Source organism: Sorangium sp. So ce296 (genome assembly GCF_051529605.1).
GTDB classification, from domain to species: domain Bacteria; phylum Myxococcota_A; class Polyangia; order Polyangiales; family Polyangiaceae; genus Sorangium; species Sorangium cellulosum_D.
In genome coordinates this window covers 11,111,644-11,134,778 of record NZ_CP150325.1, presented here as the reverse complement: position 1 = coordinate 11,134,778, position 23,135 = coordinate 11,111,644, and the positions used below count along the sequence as shown (strand labels likewise).

Here is a 23,135-nt window from a genome sequence, read left to right as displayed (position 1 = left end):
ATCAGTGATTCCGCGCAGATCCAATCGATGTTCCTCCTCGTTCCTTGGCTCGAGCTCCTCCGGCGCGCGGCGTGCCGAATCTTGAGCCGCGGCGGACCTCCGGAGAACACTGCTGGGCGTGATCCGAAGCCGTCGGTCGACCATGCCGCCATTGACAGCGGTCGCGCCCTCCACGCAAAGGGGGAGCGTGCAGGCGTTACCGCTGTCCGCGACCGACGACGTGGCGCTGGCGCGCGCCGCCGCGCAGGGGCACCCGGGCGCCGCGCCGATCGTATGGCAGCGGTTCGCGCCGCTCGTGCGCCGGATCCTGAAGCGCACCCTCGGCCCGGGCGACGAGGTCGACGACCACGTGCAGGACACGTTCCTGCGCTTCTTCCGCGTGGCGAAGGACCTGCGCGATCCGTCGCTGCTCTCGAGCTTCATCGTCGGCATCGCGGTGCGCGTCGCGCGCGCCGAGCTGCGGCGCCGGCGCCTGCGCCGCTGGCTCCAGCTGTCGCCCTCGGGCGAGCTCCCGGACGTCGGCAGCGCGCAGCAGGATCCGCAGGGGCGCGCGGCGCTCGCGCGGCTCTACGGCATCCTCGACCAGGTGGACGACCGCTCGCGGACGCTCTTCGTCCTGCGGTTCATCGAGGGGCTCGAGCTCACCGAGATCGCCGCCGCGCTCGGGTGCTCGCTGGCCACGACGAAGCGCCACCTCGCCCGCGCGTCCCACCGGATCCTCACCGCCGCGCAGCGCGATCCCGCGCTCTCGGCCTACCTCACGAAGGCCCCGCAAGCGCTCGATCAGCCCGGGAGCCTCCTTGCCTGCGGAGGAGAGCATGATGAATGAAGCGGAGAAGTTGAGCCGGCTCGCCGACCTCGCGCGGGAGGGCATCCCCGCCGACGTCGACGCGGCGCACGACGCCGCCGAGCGCGCCCGCTTCGTGGAGGCGGTGAGCCGCGGGGCCGCCCAGCGGCGCGGCGGCGTCCTGGGCTGGGTCGCTGCCCTGAGCGGCATGGACACGTGGCTCCGCTTCCTCGGGCTCTCGCCCGCGCACGCGGGGCGCGCGCGGTGGGGCCTGGCGCTCGCCGGCGCGGCGGCGCTCGCGGTCGCGCTCGTCGCGCTCTGGCCGGCGCGGCGGCTCGACTACGCGGTCGAGGGCGCGCCCGGCGCCGCGGGCGGCTACATCGCCGCGGCGGTCGAGGAGGCCCGGCTCCGCTTCACGGACGGCACCACCGTCGCGCTCGCGCCGGGCAGCGCGCTGCGCGTGGCGGAGGTCGACGCGGCCGGGGCGCGCATGCTGCTCGAGGACGGCCGGGCGTCGCTGCGCGTGACGCGGCGGCCGAAGGCGCGCTGGTCGGTCGAGGCGGGGCCGTTCGCGGTGCTGGTGACCGGCACGGCGTTCGACGTGTCGTGGACGCGCGGCGACGGCACCCTGCGCGTCGATCTGCACGAGGGGAGTGTGACCGTGCGCGGGCCGCTCGCGCCCGAAGGGCTGCCGCTCCGCGCCGGGCAGCGGCTCGTGGCGCGGATGCGCGAGGGCGACGTGCAGATCTCGAGCCTCGACGCGGCCGGCGCGGTGGGCAGCGCGGCGGGGCCGGCGGAGCGGGCGCCGTCGCCCGCGAGCGCGGCGCCGCCCGGAGGAGAGAAGAATACCGGGCCCGGCGACGTCGACGGCGACGCCGGGGCCGCACGGCCGGGGGGCTCGCGGGCTGAGGGGGCGCCCGCGGGCCCTCCGCCGGGCGGTTTGACGGCGGCGCCGGACGGCGCCGCGGCGGCGCCGAGCTGGGCGAAGCGCGTGGCGGCGGGGGATTTCCGGTCGGTCCTGGCCGAGGCCGAGCAGCGCGGCCTCGGCGGCGTGCTCGAGCACGGCTCGCTCGACGACCTCGTCGCGCTGGCGGACGCGGCGCGGTACGCGCGCCGCGGCGACGTCGCGCAGCGCGCGCTCACGGCGACGCGCAAGCGGTTCCCCGGGACGAGCCACGGGAAGGCGGCGGCCTTCCTGCTCGGGCGCATGGTCGACGACGGCGGCTCGCCGGGGGCGGCGGTGGCCTGGTACGACGCGTACCTCGCCGAGTCGCCGGGCGGCCCGTTCGCCGCCGAGGCGCTCGGCCGCAAGATGGTCGCGGTCGAGCGCACGGCCGGCCGGGCGGCGGCGCGGCCGGTCGCGGAGCTCTACCTGAAGCGCCACCCGCGCGGCGCGCACGCGCCCGTGGCGCGCGACCTCGTGGAGCCGTGACGCCGGGCGGGTGACGCCGGCGGCCCAGGCTGCCCGGCGCTCAGTCCTAGCGGATGCGCAGTGCAGGCAGCACATGTTGTCGCACCAGTATCCCAGCGTCGCGGCCGCACCGGGCAACCCGAATTCCCCTCCGACACCGCGGCCCCGCCCTATGACGGCTCCGGGCCCCTGGCCCGGTGTGCAACGACCACCACTTCCACTACGGCTACCTGATCAACGCCGCCGCCATGATGGCCCTGCGCGATCCGGCCTGGGGAGCCCGTCCGCCAACCCCGCTCCGGTGTTCGCGTTCCCGCGATACCGCAACTGCGACGCCTACATGAACCACGGGATGGCCGCCGGGTCCAACTGGGGCGCGGTGATCGTCAACATCGAAGAATCGGTGTCGGCGCACATCAACTTCTGAAGCGCGGCGTTCCTCTGGTCGGCCGCCACCGGCCAGCCCGAGCTCATGAGCCAGGCCGTCGCCCATGACACGGCGGAGGTGCGCTCCTCGTGGACGTGCTGGTTCGACCCCGCTGGCCGCAACCCGCGGATCATCGCCGAGCTGACCAGGAGCATCCACGATTCTGTAGCGGCGACATTCGATACTTCACCGTATTGGCCTTCATGAGGTGATCGAGGCCGGCTCGTTCTCCCGCCTCCTCGAGAAGCGCCAGCGCCACGTGCGCGAAGGCAGCTGCGAGCAGGAGCCGGTCACGCGCAACGCATAGACTTACGTCCAGAGCACGCGGGCGCGGTTCACGTCGAGCCGATCGACGGCGGCTGTTGCCTCGCGCATCCGCTCCTCGGCCTCCCGGGACGGAGCGGTAGGCTCCTCGACGCAAATATTGAATGACAACAACAGGACCGCGGCAAGGGACGCCGCTTGCGGCGGGGGTGTGAGTAGAATAGAAGGATAAACGGTTCACCTCGCCGCAGCCGAGGAGAACCCGCGGACGTCACGCAATCGAGCTCCTGTCTCGCTGCAAACGCTCTGTCAATAAAAATCGCGGATTCTCGGGGCATAGGGGGGGGGGGTCGCAGCGCTGCCCGGCAGGGTGAATTCTCGGGCGTCATTTCGCGCGCCGCTCTCACTATTGCCTTCGTCATTGGCTACCAGCACGCGAAAGGCATGACCATGACAATTCCCACCACGCAATGCAGCGTCCAGATCCAAATCTGGGTCGACACCAATGCCATCCAGAATGGCAGCACGCGCGGCGTGTACCTCGTCGACAACCGGGTCACGAGCGGCGGCCAGAACGAGGGCTCCGCCAACCTGGTGACGTCTTGCACGCAGGACTCCTACGTCTGCTGGCAGATCTTGACCGTGGACCCGAATGCGTCGGCGAGCGTGCAGATCCAGTCGATCGGGAGCTCCAACGCATGGGGCCCGAGCGGGCAGCCGCAGGTCGCGTCGGACAACCCCAACGCGTTCACGGGCCAGGCGCAGAACCCGGGCTCCTCCTCCTATCAGCTCTCCATCAACGTGACGGCGGGCGGCGGCTCCGGCACCACGGTCATCCTAAACCCCGGCATGAACGTGCAGGCGATCAGCCGCAGGACCGCGGCGTGACGCGCCGACACGAAGGACGAGGACGATCATGAAAGAGAAGCCTTCGCACGGGGCCCAGGTCCGCGTCGTCAAGCCCTCGTACACCAAGCGCGCCCCGCAGACGGCGATCTCGATCGCCGTCGACACGTCGTACGTCATCTCGCAGGGCGGCCGGAACATCTCGACCGGCATCTACATGTTCGACAACCAGCTCAACAACGGGAGCACCGGCGAGGGGACGCTCGAGCTCTCCACGCTCGCCAACGCGGGGGATCTCATCGGGTTCGACGTCGTCCCCGTCAACCCGAACACCGGCGACACCGTGGTCATCACCGGGTTCAACGTCTCGGCGGGGAACGTGTTCGGCAGCCAGGGGTACCCGATCGCGACCGACAAGCCGTCCTACTGGATCGGGCAGGCCGTCAACGCGGGCTCGCAGACGTACCAGATCCAGATCCTGGTGACGAGCGGCGGGCCGCGGCCGACGAAGTACTACGTCAACTGGGATCCGTTCATCGCGGCCCGCTGACGCGCTCCGCTGGACAGCGCCGCTGCGCCGCGCCTGCGCGCGGGGGGAGGCTCGCGCGCCGTGAACCGGCGCGGCGGCGCTGGGGCTCGTGCGCGCTCGCGGCGCGCGCCTCTCGGCAACGCATCGATAAGGGGTGAGAAGAGTGCAAGCGACGCAGGCTCCGCCGATCCTCGTGAATCAGTACCTGGTCCACACCGGCTATGAGGGGCCGGATCAGCCGGGGGTCACCCAGGCGTGGGTCCTCCCGCCGGGGGGCGTCTACGCCGGCAAGACTCCGCAGCAGCCCCTGAGCATTCCCTATCTCTACACGGGGAGCGGAACTCCGTCGTCGCTCCGCCTGTCGAACGACGACTTCGTCCTCAGCGCTAGCTGGAGCGGGACGCCGACGCGCGCGAACGTCAACGTCACTCTCCAGCTCACAGGCAAGAACGCCTGGAGCACCGGGGCGCAGGCGCGCACCGCGCTCCGCAGCAATTATCTCTCCTTCGTGGCGCAGATCGAGGCGTCGCTCGAGCTCGCGCCGACGCCGCTCCTGATCCCGGGCGCGACGTCGATGCTCGCCGCGGCGCTCGTGCAGTGCATGCCGCTCCCCGTCGGCGAGGCGCTGCTCTACGCGTGCGGGCTCGAGTCGGGGAGGGGCACGGGCGGGCCGCCCGCGGTCGACGTGATGCCCGGAATGCGGCTCCGCCCCGAGCCCTCGGTTCGGCAATACCTGGCCCCGCCGAAGCAGGCCTTCTCGGGCTACGTCTCGACGGGGACGCTCGCGTGGGAGGTGGCGACGAGCACCGCCTCGGGCTCCACCGTGCAGGCGTTCGACGCGTTCCTGGGCGCCGTCGCCTCCCCGCAGATCACGCCGCCGCCGGCGTCGCCGGGGCCGATCTACGGCCTCGTCGATCTCGCGCTCGCCAACAGCGGGTACAAGTACCACCGGCTCGTCTACCCCCAGAGCGTGATCGCGGGCAGCGCGCCTGGCGCGCTCGGCGCGGAGACCAACGTGACGCTCACCGGCGCGAACACCCTCGCCGCCCTGCGTGCGAGCCCGCCCTACTCCGCGAGCTTCTTCGGCCGCGGCGTGGTGATCCCGGAGATCTGCGTCCTCCTCGGGGTCTCGAGCGCGACGATGCAGCCGATCTGGGTGCCGCTCGGGACCACGGTGGACAACCTGCTCGAGCGCTTCACCCGCTGGAAGCCCCTCTCGTCGAGCAACGCGCAGAACTCCGTGCGCCTCACGCGCCCGGTGTACTCCTCGCAGCAGCTCGGGTCGCTCGCCGGCGTGCTGGTCGCGTTCGCGCCGACGAGCGCGGCCATCGTCGATCCCGGCGCGTACGATCTCCCGCTCTGGCCGGGCGACGGGCTGATCCTGAACCTGCCGGTGGGCGCGTGATGATCCGTTATCTGCGCTCCGCCGCGATCGCGGACCTGTACGCGGCCTCAGACGACGGGGAGCCGCCGCCGGCCGGGAGCGTCACGCGCTGGTTCCTCCTGCCGGAGGGCGCGAGCGCGCCCGCGACCCTCGATCTCTCGCAGACGTGGGCGCTCGCGGGGACGTACATTTTCCTGGAGACGCCGCTCCCCGCCGGCGGAGAGGCGGTGTTCGCCGCGGCGGCGTGGGCGTTCCTCGACGACGCCGCGTTCCGGACGCCCCGCGTCGCGTGGTTCCCGAGCGGTACGCCGAGCGGCGGCGCGCTCGACGGGTACGTGCTCTCGACGTCGCCGATCGATCCGTCGGTCACCGGGCGCGCGCTGGTGGTCAGCTATCGCAACTACGCGCTCGTCGTCGGCGTGGGCACGCCGCTCGGCCTGGACACGGCCGCGCAGGCGCTCACGCTGTCTCAGACCGCCGCGCGGCCGATCGCGCTCACCACCGAGTTCGGCGGGGCCGCGCTCCGCGGCGCAGGATCGGTGTCCATCCCCCTCACCGGGGCCGACGCGGGATCGCTGCAATTCCCGCTCTCGCTCGGCGCGACCGGCGGCGTCTCCGATCTCACCCACCTCGACGTCGGGCTGCGCGCCTATTACGCCACACCCGGAACCTCGACCGACGGCGGCGTCTCCACGCTGGTCACCTCGCTCGCATATCCCGTCTTCGACCCCGGTCAGACACCGACGCTGGGCGCGTCGCTCGCGCCCTTCAGCGCGGCCGAGGGGCGCAGCTATTTCACCTTCGCCGCGGGCGGCGGGGCGCTGCGGTCGTGTTACGCGACCGTGACCGGCTATCGCGCGCTCCTCACGCCGTACGCCGACGGCGCGGGCCCCTCGGGGGCACCGGCGCGCCTCGTGTTCGCGTCGCGCCCGAGCGCGCTGCCGCCGTCGCCCGACGATCTCTACACCCTCGTACCGAAGGGCGATTTCGCGCTCTCGACCGAGAGGCCGGCGGGCGGGACCCGGGCGGACGAGGCGGTGCCGGCGGTCGCCGTGACCTCGCCGAACAGCCGCCTCATGTGCGGCCTCTCCGGCGTCGAGTACGTCGGGCTCGGCGCCGGGGCGAACGCGCTCTCGTTCTTCACCGGGAGCCCCGCGTACGCGCGCGGGTTCAATCCCGCCTCGAGCGTGCAGGCGGCCACGACGCTCACGACCGACGCGACGACCGCGTGGGCGCTCCCGACCGAGCCCGGGGCGGCGCCGCTCACGTACTATGCGCAGCCCGACGGGGCGGTGCTCCACCAGCCGTCGTCGAGCGGCGCCGCGTTCGATCCGCTCGTCTACCTCGAGGTCGCCGCGAACGCGCTGCCGGCCGCCGCCACGGCGGCGGCCGCCGCCCCGATCTTCCCGTACGCCGGCGTCTCGGCCGGCGATCCCGATCTCGACGCATACCTCGCGCTCGAGGCCAAGGTGCTGAGCCCGAACCGCCGGGCGATCGTCGCGAGGGAGGGCGGCCCGCCGCCGGCCTCCGCCGCGCACCCCGCCTTCGCGAGGGCGGCGGCGCCCGAGGCCGGATTCGCGGGCGTGACGCCGCAGGGGCTGCTGGCGATCTTCGCCGACACCACGCTGCAGACCATGGACGAGCTCGTCCTCGCCCAGATACCCGACGGATCGCGCTTCTCGCTCCGTCATCTGCCGAACGGGGCGGCGCTCCGCACCGCGATCGCGTCGAACCAGCTCTTCCTGGTCGCGAGCAACACGGCCGCGATCGGGCCGCACCTCTCGGCCGATCCGTCGCAGAACCGCATCCGGATCGAGGGCTGGACGTTCGACCTCGATCCCTCGACCTGGGCCACCACGGGGCCGCCGGCGCTCCAGGGGACGACGCTGATCTTCAAGTTCGCGGACGGGCAGCTCGTCGATCTGGTCAAGGACACCGGGGCCTGGGCGAAGGCCGGCGCGAGCGCCGCCCCGTTCAACGTCGACGACGAGGCGACCTCGACCCGCGTCGGGCTGCTGATCCAGCGGGCGATCGACGCCTACGACGGCGGCAAGGGGATCGCGGAGTTCGCGACGTTCGTCGCCGCCGTGACCGACGCGGCGTGGCGAGGCATCCTGATCCTCAACGCCGAGACGCCGCTCGAGGCGCTGCCCGACGCGTGCAAGGGGCTCGCGGCCGGGATCGATCCCGCGCTGTTCCACGCCCACCACGTCGGGATCAACACCGCGAAGATCGCCTCGACGAGCCCGATCTCCATCGAGGCGTCGTCGATGTTCGCGCTGATCCGCTACGAGGCGCCGCGCGTCCCGATCACGCCGAACGGCGCCGCCTATCAGTTCCAGGTCGATCTGCTCGAGGTGCTCTTCGAGAACTCGGCGATCACCTCGTTCTCGAGCACGATCGAGCTGCTCGTCGCGGAGCTCTTCGGCGACGCGGTCGACCTGCCGGCCGCGGACCGGATCCTGTGCCTCTACGGCGTTCTGCAGCGGCAGACGATCGCGGGGAAGATCTACGACACGTACCTCTTCCAGACAGCGCAGAACCATCCGCGCGTGTTCCCCCTCGCCGAGGGGAGCGTCTTTCGGCAGATCCAGATCGGCAGCGCTCAGCTCGTCACCCAGCTCGACAGCGGCGACGGGCTCACCCACACCTACTTCGCGCTCGCCGGCCTGTTGGATTTCGCGGCGCTCGAGGGGCTCGACGTCTTCTCGTTCGGCCGCCAAGGGGCGAGCGACGTCGCGGGGCTCGCGTACAGCAAGCTCCTCGTGCGCATGACGTTCGACCCGGCGGTGCAGGACAGCAGCGTATTCGCGTTCGACGCGACCGGCATCGCCTTCGACCCGTCGAGCAGCACCGCGCGCCCGGACAGCCTCTACCTGCATTTCCCGATCAAGGTCTCGGCCTTCATTCAGGCCGACAGCGTCGCGTCGCCGGGCGGGATGGGCTACCTCGGGGTGCAGAGCCCGCTCACGCAGAGCGCGCTCGTGTACCCGTGGTTCGGGCTGGTGTTCGACCTCGACCTGGGCTCGCCCGGGGCGCTCGCCGCGAAGGTGGGGTTCACCGCGCAGCTGCTCGCGGCGTGGAGCCCGTCGTCGGGCGCGTACAAGGTCTTCCTCGGCCTGAAGCTCCCCGGGAGCGACGGGGGCAAGGGCACCATCAGCGTCGAGGGCGTGTTGAGCCTGGGGTTCCGCGCCATCGTCCTCGGCAAGGACGGGCCCTCGACCTATTACCTCCTGCTCAACGCACTGACGCTCAAGTTCCTGGGCCTGAAGTTCCCGCCCGCCGGGCAGATCGACATGGCGCTCTTCGGCAACCCCGCCGAGGAGCACGACTCGAGCCTCGGCTGGTACGCGGCCTACGCCAAGGATCAGGCGCAGACGCCGAGCGGGGCGAAGGCCGCGCGGGCGCTTCCGCGGAGGAGGGCGTCGTGAAAATACTCGTCTGGAACATCCAGTTCTTCACGAAGCGCCGCATCGAGCCTCGATCGGAGGGCTTCGACGAGGATCCCGACGCGGAGGTGGAGGACTTCCTGCGGACGCTGGCCAACATCAGCTACATCACGAGCACGGTGAGGCAGGCGGCGCCGGACGTCTTCGTCATCGTCGAGCCGCAGGCGTCACAGGGCGCGGTCGGCTCGCTCGCGGCCGGGGGCGGCCCCGACGGCCTCCTCCATCTGCTCGGCGATCTGCAGAAGTACATGGAGGGGACGGACTGGCGCCTGGTCCCGCCGCTGCTCCTGAACCCGCAGGACCATCTCGCCAGCAAGACCTACACGGAGTGCATCGGCGTCTTCTGGAACGACAAGATCCTGCAGTTCACGGGGCCGTGGGTGTGGACCGCGAACGGCGCCTGGCCCGTCGGCGTGGGGGTCGCGTACGACGCCCCCTGGAAGGTCGCGGTGCCCGACGGGAACACCGCAGCAGGGCAGTGCCTGTTCAGCAACGGCAAAAGCGGTTCCCTCGGGTTCCCCGAAGCCTGGAATCGGAGGCCGTTCCTCACCCGCTTCACCGAGCGCGCCACGGGGCGCGTCCTCAAGCTGTACTCGGTGCACACCACCCCGGCCTCGGCGGCCGACGCCGTCGCGCAGATGCGCGAAATCCGGGGGATGAGTCCGGGAGACGGGGAGATCACCGTCGTCACGGGCGACTTCAACGTCGATCTGAACTCGGACAGCACCGCGGCGTCGCAGCAGCTGACGTGGCTCGGCGTCGACCAGCGGCTCCAGCTGGTCAAGACGCCGAGCTCCCACTCGTTCCTGAAGACGGTCTACGAGACCACGCGCGTAAAGGCGCGCACGAAGGCGACCTGGGCCAACTACAAGACCAAGAAGGCGATCGACTACGCCTTCGTCGGCTACGGGAAGGGCGCGAGGCAGCCGCCGGAGTTCCAGCCCACCGTCGCGGTCGTCGACCGGGTCGCCGGAACACCGAGCCCGCCATTCGACGCCGACATGCAGACGGCCCTCGCGGAATACCCGACGATCCAGCCGACGGAGGAGGATCCCGACCTGGCGCTCACCACCTTCCGCAGCCGCTGGAACTACGGGCACATCGCGCAGCCGCAGCGCGCCGACAAGACAGACGACACGACGCTGGACGGCACCAGCGATCACCTCCCGATCCTCGTGACGGTCTGAGCGGAGCGGCAGCCATGATGACCTCGAAACAGCTCGCCGATCTGCTGCGGCAGCAGGCGACGGCGAACGCGGGCAGGATCACGCTGAACGACGCCGTCCTCGGGACGAGCGGCGTCGACGCGCTGGTGAAGCGCGATCTCCTGCGCGCCGACGGTTCGCTGCTCTTGCAGGTCGATCCGGCGACGATCCCGGCCGATCCGCCCGCGGCGGGCTTCTCGCTCGCCGCCGCGGTCCCCGTGGGATCCGCGGGCTTCCTTAACCTGGGCGACCGGAGCGCGACCATCACCTTCGCGGTGGGCGGCGCCATCGATCTCGATCTCACCGTCGCGACGCGCACCTGGCGCTCCGGCGCCGCCGCGCCGTGGGTGTTCAGCACGAGCTTCCCCGAGCTCGCGTACCAGCCGTACGACGATCTCGATCTCGCGGCGCCCCAGCTCGATTTCGCCACCCGCGGGCAGAGGGGCCTCTCGTTCGACGGGCAGCTCTCGCTGACGGGGATCTTCGCTGCGCTCGCGACGCTGATGAACCTCTCCAGCGCGTTCCCGCTCACGGGCGCGCTCACCCGCGACGCGCGGGGGAACCTGAGCTTCACCCTCGAGGCCGACCTCGGCCTGCCGACGTTCGGGATCGGCTCGATCCTCACCCTCCAGAGCCCGCGCGCGGGGGTCGCCTTCGCGCGCAAGACCGATGCGGAGGGCGCGGTCGAGCTGCTCGTCCGGCTCTACCTCGCCGCCACCGCCTCCTTCGGCGCCGAGGGCGGATCGCAGGTGATCGTCGACCTCTGCGCGATGATGCCGGTGGTGTCGAGGTCGTCGCCGCTCCTGCAGATCGGCGTGCTCCCCAAAGGCTTCTCGACCAGCCTGAGCAACCTCGGCTCGCTCGTCGCCGGCCAGACCTGGGACGACTTCTTCCAGGGGCCCGCCGCCGAGCTGAAGCCGTATTTCGACACGTTCGGCTTCCTTGGCTACGTGATGACCCTCTCGACGAGCGGGTCGGTGACGGCCCTCTCGCTCAGCGTCGGCACGCTGAAGAAGCCGTGGACGTTGTGGGGCGACTACACGCTCACGCTCGACGGCACCTGGAGCGTGCTCTTCCTGAGCGGCGCGTCGGTGCAAACGATGACGCTGCACGCCGGCTTCGACTACGACGAGAATATGCGGTTCGACGTCACCGTCGAGCTGCCCAGGCTCCGCATCGGCGGCCGGCAGAGCGGCGCGCCGCTCACCCTCTCGCTGAAGGACGTGGCCGACACGCTCTTCGACGGCGGCATCACCGTCCCCGAGGATCTGCTCCGGATCGCGGTCAGCGACTTCACCATCGACATCGACAAGGCGGCCAAGACGTTCGGCATCGGCGCCGTCGCCGACGCGAGCTTCTCGCTCTTCGGCGCGCAGCTCCTCGCGCTCCGGCAGATGGCGATCCGCGTCGTGGTCGACGCGTCCGCGGCCACGAAGAAATACACCGCGACGCTCGACGGCCAGCTGAGCCTCGGGCCGATCACCGCGCAGGTCGACGCGGTCCTCAGCAGCGATCCGGCGATAGGCACCGTCTTCACGGTGCACCTCGTGGGCGAGACGGTCGGGTCGATGCTCGGTCACCTGGTCCACCTCGTCGATCCCACGTACGACGTCTCGTTCGACGCGCCGTGGGACAAGCTCCTCGACGTCCGCCTGGATGCCTTCGTCCTTAACGCCGACGTCACCCGACAGACGGTCTCGCTCGCCTACGAGGCGTCGATCGATCTCGGCTTCCTCACGATCACCGAGCTCGCGATCTCGTGGAAGAAGAACGCGACCGGGCCGAGCACCACGCGGATCGAGATCTCGGGGACGTTCCTCGGGGTCGAGTTCGGGACGGGGTCGTCGAACCCGAAGCTCTCGTGGGACCCGATCAACGAGAACCCGCCGGCGGTCCCGGGGGCGGGCGACAAGATCTTCGATCTCCGCTACGTCGGGATCGGCCAGCACGTCTCCTTCGACCCGGCGTGGAGGCCGCAGAACGTCGAGGAGGTCATCGACAAGATGGAGAAGCTCGCGCTGCCCGCGGGCGGATCGAACCTCCCCAACCTCACCTCGAAGGACGGCCTGCGCTTCGCCAAGGACAGCGGGTGGCTCGTCGGCGCCGACTTCACAATCCTCCAGACTCTGAAGCTCGCCTTCGTCTTCAACGACCCGAACCTCTACGGCATCCTCATCGCGCTCTCGGGGGGGCGCGCCAAGAGCTTCGCGGGGCTGAAGTTCGAGATCCTCTATCGCAAGGTCACGGGCACCATCGGCGTCTATCACATCGAGCTCAAGCTGCCCGACGCGATGCGACACCTCGAGTTCGGCGAGGTGTCGCTGACATTGCCGCTGGTCGTGCTCGACATCTACACGAACGGCAATTTCCGGGTCGATCTCGGCTTCCCTAAGGGGCTCGATTTCTCGAACTCGTTCTGCCTGCAGGTCTTCCCCTTCATCGGCTACGGCGGCTTCTACTTCGCGCTGCTCGACGGGGACACGTCGAGCCGGGTGCCAAAGATCACGAACGGCCGCTTCAGCCCGGTGATCGAGCTCGGTGTCGCGCTCTCGGTCGGCGTGGGCAAGACGCTCGATGAGGGCATCCTCTCGGGCGGGCTCTCGGTCACCATCGTCGGCGTCCTGCAGGGCGTGATCGGGTGGTTCGACCCCACCGACGCGGCGACGCCGAAGGACGAGTATTACTGGCTCCAGGGCACGATCGCGATCACCGGCCGCCTCTACGGGTCGATCGATTTCGCCATCGTCCGTGCGAGCGTCTCCATCACCGCGTACGCGAGCGTCACCCTCGTCATCGAGGCGCACCAGCCGATCTACATCTCGATGTCGGTGAGCGTCTCCGTCGAGGTGAGCGTCAAGATCGTCTTCTTCACCATCCACTGCTCCTTCCGGGCGACGATCGGCGCCTCGTTCACCATCGGATCGGCATCGCCGACGCCCTGGGTCCGCGCCGAGCCATCGGGCGCCGCCGCGCGGCAGCTCTTCGCGCGCCGCGGATCGGTGCACGCGCCGCAGCGCCGCTTCTTCGCGGGGCTCGCGCGGCACGAGCGCCTCGCGCGCATGGCGGCGCGGCTCGCGGCCGGCGACGTGACGCTCGCCTGGAGCGCGCGCACCGTCTTCGCGAGCCCCCGCGCGATCCCGCTCCACGCGATGCCAGCCTTCACCCGGGCCGGCGGGGGCGTGGCGATGACCCTGCTGCTCGGGATCGAGGACGGCATCCCCGCGCGCGCCGGCTCGCTCGCCGCGCACGCCCCGCCCCGCGCCGCGGCCGCGGTGCCGGGCGTCGGCGACGTGCTCGAGGGGCTCGCCCGCTGGGCGATCGCCAACGCGCGCGCGAGCCTCGGCGAGCCCGTCGACGACGGCCGGGTCGACGCGGACGACGTGGCGCTCGCGAGCCGGGCGCTCGCGGACGACGTGGCGCTGGCCTCGGCGGTCGACTACCGGGCGTACCTCGCGGATTTCCTCGATCGCAACTACCGCTTCTCGCTGAACGCGCCGCAGGCGGGCGACGGCGGCGACACCGGTGTCGGCGTGTTCCCGGTGCCGCCGGTGCTGAAGATGACGGCGGGCGGGGCGACGATCGATTTCGCGAGCTTCCGCTCGCTCGACGAGGTGACGCTCGAGAAGATGCGGGCGTATTTCGCGCTGCTCGCCGTCGATTACGAGAAGTTCGTCGCGCAGCAGGGCGGCGCCGCGGGGCCGGGCGCGCGCGCGGCGGATGGGGACGCGACCCCGATCGCGCAGATCGTCCTGGAGCAGTATTTCGCCATGCTCCTCCGCGCCGTCGTCAAGGCGGCCGGCGACGTGATGCACGCCTACGCCTTCTCGTACGCCGACGCGGCGCGGCCGTTCGGCCTGAGCGAGATCCGCGCGCAGCTCGGCGCCCCCGGGCTCTCGGCGATCGCCGTCGTCCCGCCGAACCGCGACGCGGCAGTGCTGGCCCCGACCGCGCCGCTCGCGCTCGACGGCGTGCACCACCAGATCTCGCTCGGCGAGAGCTTCGCCTCCGTCGCCGCCGCGTTCAACGCCCTGCTCCCGGCCGGCGCGCAGATCACGGCGCAGCATATCGCGACGCAGAACGCGGGCGCGGCGGGGGTGCTGCGGGCCGGGGCGGCCCTGACGTTCTCGGCGCTCTCGTGGACCACGCTCGCGGGCGAGACGCTGAACCTCGTGCTCGCGCGGCTCGCCGTGCGCGCGGCCGCCGCGTCGTTCGTGCAGGGGTTGTCGGGCCTGCAGCCGCTCGCCCAGAAGATCCTGGCGCTCCCCGCGAACGCGGGGCTCTTCCCGGACGGCACCGACCCCATCGCCGCGCTCAACCTGCCGATCGATCCCGCGCAGCACCCGCAGGTCGCGATGCCAGACGGCGCCGCCTTCGCGGCCTACGCGGCCGTGCCGGGGGACACGCTGATCCGCGTCGCGGCGACGTCGATCGCGATCCAGCAGAACCTCGTCGACCTCGTCTCCATGGTGGCGTGGGTGCTCGCGCACAACACCCTGAAGGTCACCGACCCGAGCGCGCCGCAGCCGGCGGGGACCACGATCGCGCTCCCGCCGACGCCGCACGCCGTCGAGGCCGGCGGGACGGCCGCGTCGATGGCCGCGCGCCTGCTGACCGATCTCGACGCGGTGATCGCCGCGCTCCTCGCGGCCCCGCCGGAGGCGAACCTGCTCGCGCCGCAGGCCCTCCTCGCGCTGCCGCCGCTCGCCTACGAGGTCCGCGCGGGCGACACGTTCGCGTCGATCGCCGCGCTCTTCAACCTGACGCTCGAGGCGCTCGAGGTGGCCATCGACGGCGCGGCGGCGCTCGCGATCTTCGCGCCCGGCGCGGCCATCACCGTCGCCGACGTCACTGAGATGGCGCTCGACGCGCTGGTGGCGGGGCTCGCCGCGACGCAGTGGACGACGCTCGCCCCGATGGCCTCGCGCTTCCTGCTGGCGGGCCTGCGCCTGCCCGATCCGGGCGACCCGGCGTTCGAGCAGCTGACGCTCGCCGAGATGCGCGACCCGACCAAGCTGGGCGCGATCGTGACCCTGCCGCTCTACGCGCTCACCGGGCAGCAGGTCGCCATCCCGTCGCCGCCGCCGGTCGGGTACACGATCGCCTTCGATCAGAGCGCGGCGGCGCCGTGGCTGACGCTGCCGGGGTCGCTGAGCTTCGGGCTGACCTCGGAGCAGGCCGCCGTGATCGGCGAGATCGCGGGCGCGACGTTCGCGCCGGCCGTGGAGCTCGCCGCGCTGCCGCTGCTCCGCCGCTCCGCGGCGCGGACCACGCTGCAGCGGCACGTCGCGTGGCAGCCCGCGGCCCTGCAGGCCGACGCGGTGTTCGACCCCGCGAAGCTCGGCAACGTCGCGGGGAGCCCCGATCTGTGGGTGTTCCCCGATCCGCTCGTGGCGCGGCTCGAGGCCGACGGCGCCGCGCAGCCGCCCTACACGATCGCCGTCGGCACGCACCAGCGCGCGGACGGGATGACCGTGACCTACGCGAAGGGATTCGCGTGGGCGACGATGCTGCGGCTCTCGGTGCAGCAGCTTCCGGCCGACGAGGCCGCGGCGGAGACGGCGGCCACGATCGTGTCCGTCGTCGGGACCGACGGTGACGGGATCGCGCTGCTCGACGCGATCGACGCGCAGCTCGCGCGCGACGGCGCCACGCTGTACCTGCTCTACCCGCCGGATCCGGCCTCGGCGACGCCGGCCGGCCTGCTCTCCGACGCGCTCGGCGGCGCGACCGCAATGGTGCAGACCAACCTGTCCACGCTCAGCCACAGCGGCGCCAGGGCGCGGAGCGCGCGCTCCCGGTTCCTCGTCGGCGACGGGGGCGAGGCCGTGCACGTCGCCCCGATCACGAGCGCAGGCGCGTTCCTGCGGCTGATCCGCGACGCCTCGATCGTGCGGAGCGGCGGCTATTACCTGCGCTACGTGAACGCGAACGGCGGCGGCGGCCTTCCGGGCTCGCTGTTCACGAACGGCCCGATCGCGGAGCTGGTCCTCCTCGTGGTGCTCGCCTCGCAGAACGCGGCGCACCCGCCCATGCTGCCGTTCAACAACTGCGCGATCGTCGGCGACAACGTGGACGCGGCCAGCAGCAACGTGTTCGTCGAGGCGGCGACCTGGCTCGTCGCCGCGCCGAGCTCGCTCGCCGACGCGGCGACGTACGCGACCGCGCGGTTCGGGCTCTCGCTCGACGCCGGCGCGGTGGCGACGCTCAACGCCGACGTGCCGCAGCTCCTGCGGCCCGGCGCGACCGTGCAGGTCCCCGACGGATCGGGCGGCGCCAAGGCGGACGCGGTGCGCATCGACGACACGCTCGCCACGCTCGCGGCCCGGAGCGGCCTCACGCCCACGGCGCTCGCCGCCTTCGGCGCCAACGCGTCAGCGCAGATCCTCGCCCCCACCGGGATCGTGCAGCTCTACCCCGGCGCGCTCGCGCGCACCGCGGCGATCCCCGCGGGGAGCGCGGGCTTCCAGCTCACGCGCGCGAACCCCGATCCGGGCAACGCGCGCGCGCTCACCGAGATGAACGGCGCGGCGATCCTCGACGAGCTCTTCCACATGCTCGGCAACCGCATCGTCCCGAACGCGAGCGGCGATCCCGACTTCGTGAAGAGCGGCGAGGGGGTGCCGGTCGGGCCGGCGCAGAGCAGCCCGACCGAGGGCGGCGGGGCCCCGCCGCCCGACGCGCCGAACCCGCAGTGGGACTACCACCAGGCGGTCGCGATCGCGCCCTTCGCGATCGAACACCACGGCAGCGCGAGCCCCGCGCTGCCCCCGGCGGCGGGGAGCCCGTACGCGGGCGTCGGTCCGAGCGCGAGCGTCACCCTCGCGTTCGCGTTCCAGGATCCGTTCGGCAACACGCTGCCCGTGCCGGGGGGCGGCTCGCTCCCCCAGCCTGTCCGCTACTTCGACGACGTGGTCGGGCTCGGGCAGTGGCCGTCGTGCGCGGCGGGGTACTCGATCGCCGGCGGCGAGGGGGGCCCCTCGATCGCGCTGCGCCTCTCGATGGCGACGGCGCGTTACCTGCCGACCGCGGCGATCTCGAGCGCGCGGGCGGCGCAGAACGTCGGGGCCGATCTCGCGACCTACCTGCGCGTGTACTACCAGCTCGCGCAGCCCGACGTCGGCTTCGCGCTCACCACCACGCTCGAGGCCGGCGACGCGCCGATCGCCCACGACCTGCCCGTCGATCCCTTCCGCGACTTCGTCGCGGGGGCCTGGGTCGTGCTCGACGCGCTGCGCGCGACGACGCCGGTGGTCTTCACCCCGCCGGACGCGACGACGACGATCGGCTCCGTGGCCGCCCTCTACGGGATCGCGCTTTCGGACCTCTTCGCCGCGAACGACCAGGCCCTCTACGCGACGGTCTTCGGCGCCGCGCCGCTCTCCATCCCCGCGCTCCACACCACCGCGGCGGGCGACTCGCTGGCCTCGATCGCCGCGGCGAAGAGCCTCGATCCGGTGATGCTCGCCCGGCAGAACCCGTGGGCCGGGCTCTCCATGACGATCGCCCTCGCGGCGCCCGCGCGGACCGTGCAGGCGAGCGCGGGAGATTCGCTCACGACCCTCGCCGCCGCGACGCAGGCGTCGGTGGCCGGCATCGCCCGGGCGAACCCGGCCGTGCCGCTCGCCGACGGGCTCGATCTCGCCATCGCGGGGATCACGGTGACGACGAGCGGCGACGACTTCCCCTCGCTGGCAAAGAGGTTCTCGGATCTCGGCCTGTCGGTGACGATCGGCGAGATCGCGGTCGCGAACCAGACCACCGCCGGCATCTTCCGCGCGCCGGCGACGCTGGCGATCGACGATCTCGCCCCGCTCCCGGGCGACTCGCTCGGGTCGCTGCAGGAGCGCTTCGGCTTCTCCGTCGCGACGCTTGCCGCCGCCAACGAGGGCGTGGCCGATCTCTACGCGGCCGGCACGTCGCTCTACCTCGGCCCGGGCTCGACCGCGTCGCCGCCCGGCGGCGGGGTGACGATCGCCCAGTTCGCCGCGCAGCACGGCGTGACGCCGGCCACGCTCGGGCGCGCGCTCTACCTCGACCTCCAGCCGGCGGATCCGCCCGCCGTCAACGAGGGCGCGCTCCTCGCTCCCTCGGCGGCGCTCACCGTCCCGGCGACGGTGACGAACCACGGCGCCGATCGTCACGCGCCGTATCGCGCCCTCGCGACCGACCCCGATCTCGCGACGATCGCGGCGAAGTTCGCGGGCGGCGACCCCGCCGCGCTCGGCCCGCTGAACGTCGATCGGCCGGGTCTCCTCGCCGCGGGGATCGCGGTGCGCGACACGGCGACCGGGAAGACGGTCCCGACCGACGCGAGCTCGACGTTCGCGTCGCTCATGGCCGCGTTCGCGGCGATCGGCGTGACGGTCACCCCGGCGAGCCTCGCGCGCGACAACGCGTCCACGCCGCGCCTGCCGCGCGAGGGCGGGCTGTGGTTGTGCCCGCCGATGATCGCGATCGCCCAGGCGGGCGGCGCGGCGGATACGCTGGCGCGGATCGCGTCTCGCTACGGCATCCTCGCGCCGGACGGCACCCCGGACGCCGCCCGCGTTGCGCGCGCCAACGCGGCCGTGCTCGGGTTCGTCGCGCAAGGCGTCTCGCTCTCCTTCGGCGGCGTCACCCTGGTGACCCTCGCCGGCGACACGCTCAACGCGCTGCTCCGCCGCTTCACCCGACCGGGCGCGCCGCCGCCGTCGATCGACGATCTCGCCGCGGCGATCGCCGGCGTCGCGCTCGTGCCCGCGGGCGCGCTCGTGCTCCCCGCCGCGGTCGAGAGTGCGCTCGGCGTGGCGATCGCGCCCTCGTTCACCGCCGCGATCGTGCGCCTCGGCGTCACGGTGATCGAGGCGCGCACGCCGGGGTGGATCGACGAGGCCTTCAAGGACGTCGCGAGCGTCGCGGCGAGCGCCTTCGAGGTGCCGCCCGACGGCGGCGGCGGCGCCGCGAGCGTGGAAACGCTGTCGCTCGACGCGCTCGCGACCGCGGTCGAGGCGGCGATCCCCGGCGTGCGCGTCGCGACCGGCGATCCGCCGACCGAGGCAGACGACGCGAGCGACCGGACGCTCTGGCTGATCAACTTCACCAGCCCGAGCGGCCCGCAGATCGGCTTCCAGCTCCAGGGCGCGCCGGCGGTGCGATCCTTCGCGATCCCGCCGCTCTCGACCTCGCTGGTGTCGGGGACGGCGAGCGTGACGCCGTACGTCTCCGGCGCGGGCCTGACCGGCACGCCGCTGCCGATCGTGTTCGCCTCGATCGATCTCGACGTGTGGGGCGCCGCGTTCCTCGCGGCGACGGACACCCTGCTCTCGCCGGTCTACGCGGTCCCCGCGAGCGAGGTGTCGCTGGCCGATTTCGAGCGGATCGTCGCGGCGAAGCAGACCCTCGCGAGCTCGATCGCGGGCCGCGTCCAGTACGTCATGCACGGCGGCGGGCCGGGCGAGTACGGCGGCGCGGATCCGCGCCGCGACGCCGCGATCGCGGCGATGGAGCAGTCACTGCTCGTCACGCTCTCGAGCGCCTACTCCGTCACCAGCCTGGTGCAGGCCGCGGTCGACGTCGCGTCGGCGTACACCGATCCCGTCACCGCCCCGCGCCTCTCGGGGAAGGCGACGCTCACCCAGCCGGCGTCGAGCGCGCCCGTGCGCAACGCGTCGCTCTCGACCGCGAAGGCCCCCCTGGCCCGCACGACGGCGGCGGCGCCCGCGCCGCTGACGTTCCTCCTGACGGTGCAGTCGGCGGCCCAGCAGCGCAACGCGACGGTCGATCTCGGCTACGCCGTGGGCGAGATCGAGGTGCCGACGGGGGCGCCGGATCCCGACGGCTACCAGTCGTCGCGGTGGCTCACGCTCGTCCACCCGATCGCGGACGACCGGGGCGAGATCAACGGCGTCACCCTCCCGATCCCGCTGCGCGCGTACCCGCTGCCGCCGACGCTCGTGTCGCAGACCGCGGCCGCGACGTACCCGGCTCCGGCCACCGTCGATCAGCTCGTGCGCTGGAACGCGGCCGCGCTGTATTCGCACCAGGACGCCGCTCAGGACGCCGGCCGGCTGCGGCTCTCGATCGGGATCGCGCCCGGCGCGGGCGACCGCCGGACCGAGCTCGGGAGCGACGCTCCGATCTTCGCGGCCCTGGCCCAGTTCGCCTCGGTCTACCCGGATCTGCAGCGCGATCTGGCGCTCCTGACCACGCGCGCTCCCGGCGCTCCGCCCGACCCCGTCAACCGGTGCGCCGTGTCGGCGTTCGCCGCGATCGCCGCCGCGGTGGCCGCGGCGTGGCCGTCGAACGCGGTCGTGCCGCCGCCCATCGCGGCCGGCGCGGCGCTGCGCGAGAGTGACGAGATCGCCCCCGGGGCGTACACCTACACGCTCCTCCACTCCGATGGCGGAGCCGGGGACCTCGCCGAGCTCGACCTGATCGCCGAGGCGCAGAACCCCGCGCCGCTCTGGCCCGCGCTCGCGGTCGACGCCGGCGACCGCCAGGGGCTCCGCCCGCTCCAGCTCGTGTCGTCGTCGGGCACGAAGGGCGTCTACCGGTACCCGCCGGGCGTCCCGAAGGGCATCTCGCTCGTGTATCGGGTCGGCCTGTCGAGCCTCGACGTGGCGATGATCCCTTGTGTCGAGGCAGGCGCCGCCGTGCAGCGCAACGCCGATCTGATCGACGGAGAGGAGACGAACGAGCTCTTCGTCTACAGCGCGCCGTACACGAGCTTCTCCTCGCCGCTCGTGCCGCTCCTGGTGGTCCCCGCGGATTTCGACATCGGCGCCGGCCCGATCGACGGCCTCGCGGCCGCGCTCTCGGCGTTCTTGGTCGCGCTGCTCGCGCGCTCGGCAGCGCCGGCGGGGAGCACGCGCGTGCTCCGGGTCGCCGCCAGCTACGGGTACGAGCTGACGCGGCCCGTGACCTCGGCGACGGTGCGCGGGTGCGCGTCGGCGACGGGGAGCGCGGGCCACATCTTCACGCACCTCCCGGTCGCCCTCGTGCCGAGCGTCGAGCTCGTCATCAACGGCGACGGCGGCGCGCAAATCGCGGCCTTCGCCGCGAACCTGGCCGGCTTCGTGGCGGCCTGGGATCGCACCGTGCAGCCGTCGCACACGAACGCTGCGGTGTTCTTCGACGTCAGCCTCTTCGCCGAGGCAGCGTGGTCCGCCGACAAACCGCTGCTCGCGGTGCGCTCGGTTCGCTATGGGCTCGTGGCCACGGAGAGCGCGTGAGCGTTTCGCCTCGACGCATGTGGGTCGGCGCCAAGCGCTCGGGCCGTCCGGGCAGTATCACCGATATGTGCTGCGCACAGCCTATCCCGAAACGAACTTTATGATGTATCGCGGAAGGTTTCCTGAATGCGAGAGCGCCAGCCGTAGAGCTTCCGTGTTCGTTCACGGATCGGACTTCGTGTTCTGCGCGAGGAGTTGAAATGTCTTCAAGAAGTGCCGATACTCGGCCCCGGTCACCGGACAGCGGCGGAGGATGAAGCCGTCGATCCAGCTCCATTCGGCGGGATGTGCTGTGCCGGCTGACGCGCAAGCACGGAATCGAAGGCCGACCGCCGAGATCCAGAGGCAATCCGTCCTTGGCATCGGCGCCGTGCGGCCGCGATGCGCCTCCGCGTACCGCCTGCGATCTGATAAGCCCTGGCGTGTGCGCTCCTTCACCCTCCTGGCCTCGCTCCTGCTCGCCCCGGCGCTCCTCCCCGCGCGGGCCGCGGCGGCGCCGCCTGCGCCGTCGCAGCAGGCCGCGGCGGCCGCCTCGCGGGTCGTGATCGTCGAGGCCGACGCGGACGACCCGCTGGTCCGCGAGGCCGCCACGCGGCTCCGGGCCGAGCTCGGCGCGGCGGGGTTCGAGGTGGTGCGCGTCCCGCGGGAGCGCGAGGGCGACGCGCGCGCCGCGCTGGAGCGCGCCGCGCAGGACGAGGGCGCGTTCGCGGCCGCGGCGATCTTCCGCTCCCGGGCGGGCGCGACGGCGGACCTCTGGATCGTCGACCGGGTGACGCAGAAGACGGTCGTGCGCACGGTGGAGGTGTCCGGCGCGGCGGCGCCCTCGGTGATGGCCGTGCGCACCGTGGAGCTCCTGCAGGCGAGCCTGCTGGAGGCGAGCCTGCTCTCGTCGCGCGCGCCGCCCGAGGGCGCGGCGGGCGGCGCGCGCGCCGCCGTCCCCGAGGACGTGCAGCGGTGGATGGCGCCGGTGCGGCGGCAGGCCGGCGCCGATCCGGCGCCGGCGGCGGAGCGGCCCGGGATGCTCGCGGGCTTCGGCGTGGAGGCCGGGCTCGCGGCGCTCCTCGGCGCGGGCGGCATCGGGCCGGCGCTCGGTCCGGCGCTGCGGCTGTCGTACGGCGCGGGCGTCGGCGGGGGCGCGCTGCCGGCGGGGCTCGCGGCGCGGCTGACGTTCGCGGGGCCGGCGATCGGGCCGGCGCTCGAGGGCGCGCTCGGCGCGGTGTCGGTCCGGCAGGAGATGGCGCTGCTGGAGGCCGTGTGGGCGCCGGAGACGGGGGCCGCGATCTCGCCCGTGCTCTCGGCCGGCGTCGGCGGGGTCCACCTGTTCATCGCCGGCGATCCCCTGCCGCCGCTCCGGAGCGCCACCGGCGAGGTCTGGTCGATCGCCGCGAGCCTCGGCGGGGGCGCCGGGCTGCGCCTCACGGATCGCGCGGCGCTCCTGCTCGACGTGCACGCGATCTTCGCCGAGCCTCGCGCCGTCGTGACGCTGGGGGGCGAGCGGCTCGGCACGGCGGGCAGGCCGACGTTCGCGGGGTTTCTGGGGCTGCTCGTGCGGCTCTGAGTCGGGGCCGCCGCTCAGGCGCCCGTCGCGAGCGCTGAGGCCGCCGCACACGGCCCTTCGCCGCA

11 protein-coding genes are annotated in these 23,135 nt (G+C 72.7%); 10 read left to right on the top strand and 1 reads right to left on the bottom strand.

The genetic code is table 11. From position 1 onward, the window contains the following. The first annotated feature begins 187 nt into the window (after positions 1-187). The 3 genes from WME98_RS41270 (at position 188) to WME98_RS41260 (ending at position 2,542) form a co-directional block, all read left to right on the top strand. Positions 188-829 carry an RNA polymerase sigma factor gene (locus WME98_RS41270; RefSeq protein ID WP_061623461.1) on the top strand — a complete coding sequence of 214 codons (642 nt, stop codon included), beginning with the start codon at positions 188-190 and terminating at the stop codon, positions 827-829. Beyond that, complete coding sequence (locus WME98_RS41265) at positions 819-2,219, top strand: FecR domain-containing protein (RefSeq protein ID WP_437947151.1); 1,401 nt, start codon at positions 819-821, stop codon at positions 2,217-2,219. Before WME98_RS41270 ends, WME98_RS41265 begins: the two co-directional genes overlap by 11 nt. A 176-nt stretch (positions 2,220-2,395) precedes the next feature. Beyond that, positions 2,396-2,542 carry a glycosyl hydrolase gene (locus WME98_RS41260; protein WP_437947150.1) on the top strand — a complete coding sequence of 49 codons (147 nt, stop codon included), beginning with the start codon at positions 2,396-2,398 and terminating at the stop codon, positions 2,540-2,542. Here the strand turns inward: WME98_RS41260 and WME98_RS41255 are convergent. Then, positions 2,535-2,780: a hypothetical protein gene (locus WME98_RS41255; protein ID WP_437947148.1), complete on the bottom strand. Its 246-nt coding sequence runs from the start codon at positions 2,778-2,780 to the stop codon at positions 2,535-2,537. The two genes, WME98_RS41260 and WME98_RS41255, sit on opposite strands and share 8 nt — an antisense overlap. A gap of 559 nt (positions 2,781-3,339) precedes the next feature. On the opposite strand from WME98_RS41255, the gene WME98_RS41250 reads away from it, so the two are divergent. The 7 genes from WME98_RS41250 (at position 3,340) to WME98_RS41220 (ending at position 23,070) form a co-directional block, all read left to right on the top strand. Next, positions 3,340-3,777, top strand: coding sequence for a hypothetical protein (locus WME98_RS41250; protein ID WP_437947147.1), 438 nt, complete (start codon positions 3,340-3,342; stop codon positions 3,775-3,777). A 28-nt stretch (positions 3,778-3,805) separates the two neighbouring features. Beyond that, a complete protein-coding gene (locus tag WME98_RS41245; protein WP_437947146.1) occupies positions 3,806-4,285 on the top strand; it encodes an AidA/PixA family protein in 480 nt (159 codons plus the stop codon). A 133-nt stretch (positions 4,286-4,418) separates the two neighbouring features. Then, positions 4,419-5,669 carry a hypothetical protein gene (locus tag WME98_RS41240; protein ID WP_437947145.1) on the top strand — a complete coding sequence of 417 codons (1,251 nt, stop codon included), beginning with the start codon at positions 4,419-4,421 and terminating at the stop codon, positions 5,667-5,669. Continuing rightward, a complete protein-coding gene (locus tag WME98_RS41235) occupies positions 5,666-9,079 on the top strand; it encodes a hypothetical protein (protein ID WP_437947144.1) in 3,414 nt (1,137 codons plus the stop codon). The genes WME98_RS41240 and WME98_RS41235 overlap by 4 nt, the downstream gene beginning before the upstream one ends. Beyond that, the gene (locus WME98_RS41230; protein ID WP_437947143.1) at positions 9,076-10,284 is read left to right on the top strand and encodes an endonuclease/exonuclease/phosphatase family protein; all 1,209 of its coding nucleotides are present in this window, start codon (positions 9,076-9,078) and stop codon (positions 10,282-10,284) included. The genes WME98_RS41235 and WME98_RS41230 overlap by 4 nt, the downstream gene beginning before the upstream one ends. 14 nt (positions 10,285-10,298) lie before the next feature. Then, on the top strand, positions 10,299-21,512 hold the full coding sequence (locus WME98_RS41225; protein ID WP_437947142.1) for a LysM peptidoglycan-binding domain-containing protein: 11,214 nt from the start codon (positions 10,299-10,301) through the stop codon (positions 21,510-21,512). A gap of 424 nt (positions 21,513-21,936) precedes the next feature. Next, positions 21,937-23,070 carry a hypothetical protein gene (locus tag WME98_RS41220; protein ID WP_437947141.1) on the top strand — a complete coding sequence of 378 codons (1,134 nt, stop codon included), beginning with the start codon at positions 21,937-21,939 and terminating at the stop codon, positions 23,068-23,070. Positions 23,071-23,135: the final 65 nt, after the last annotated feature.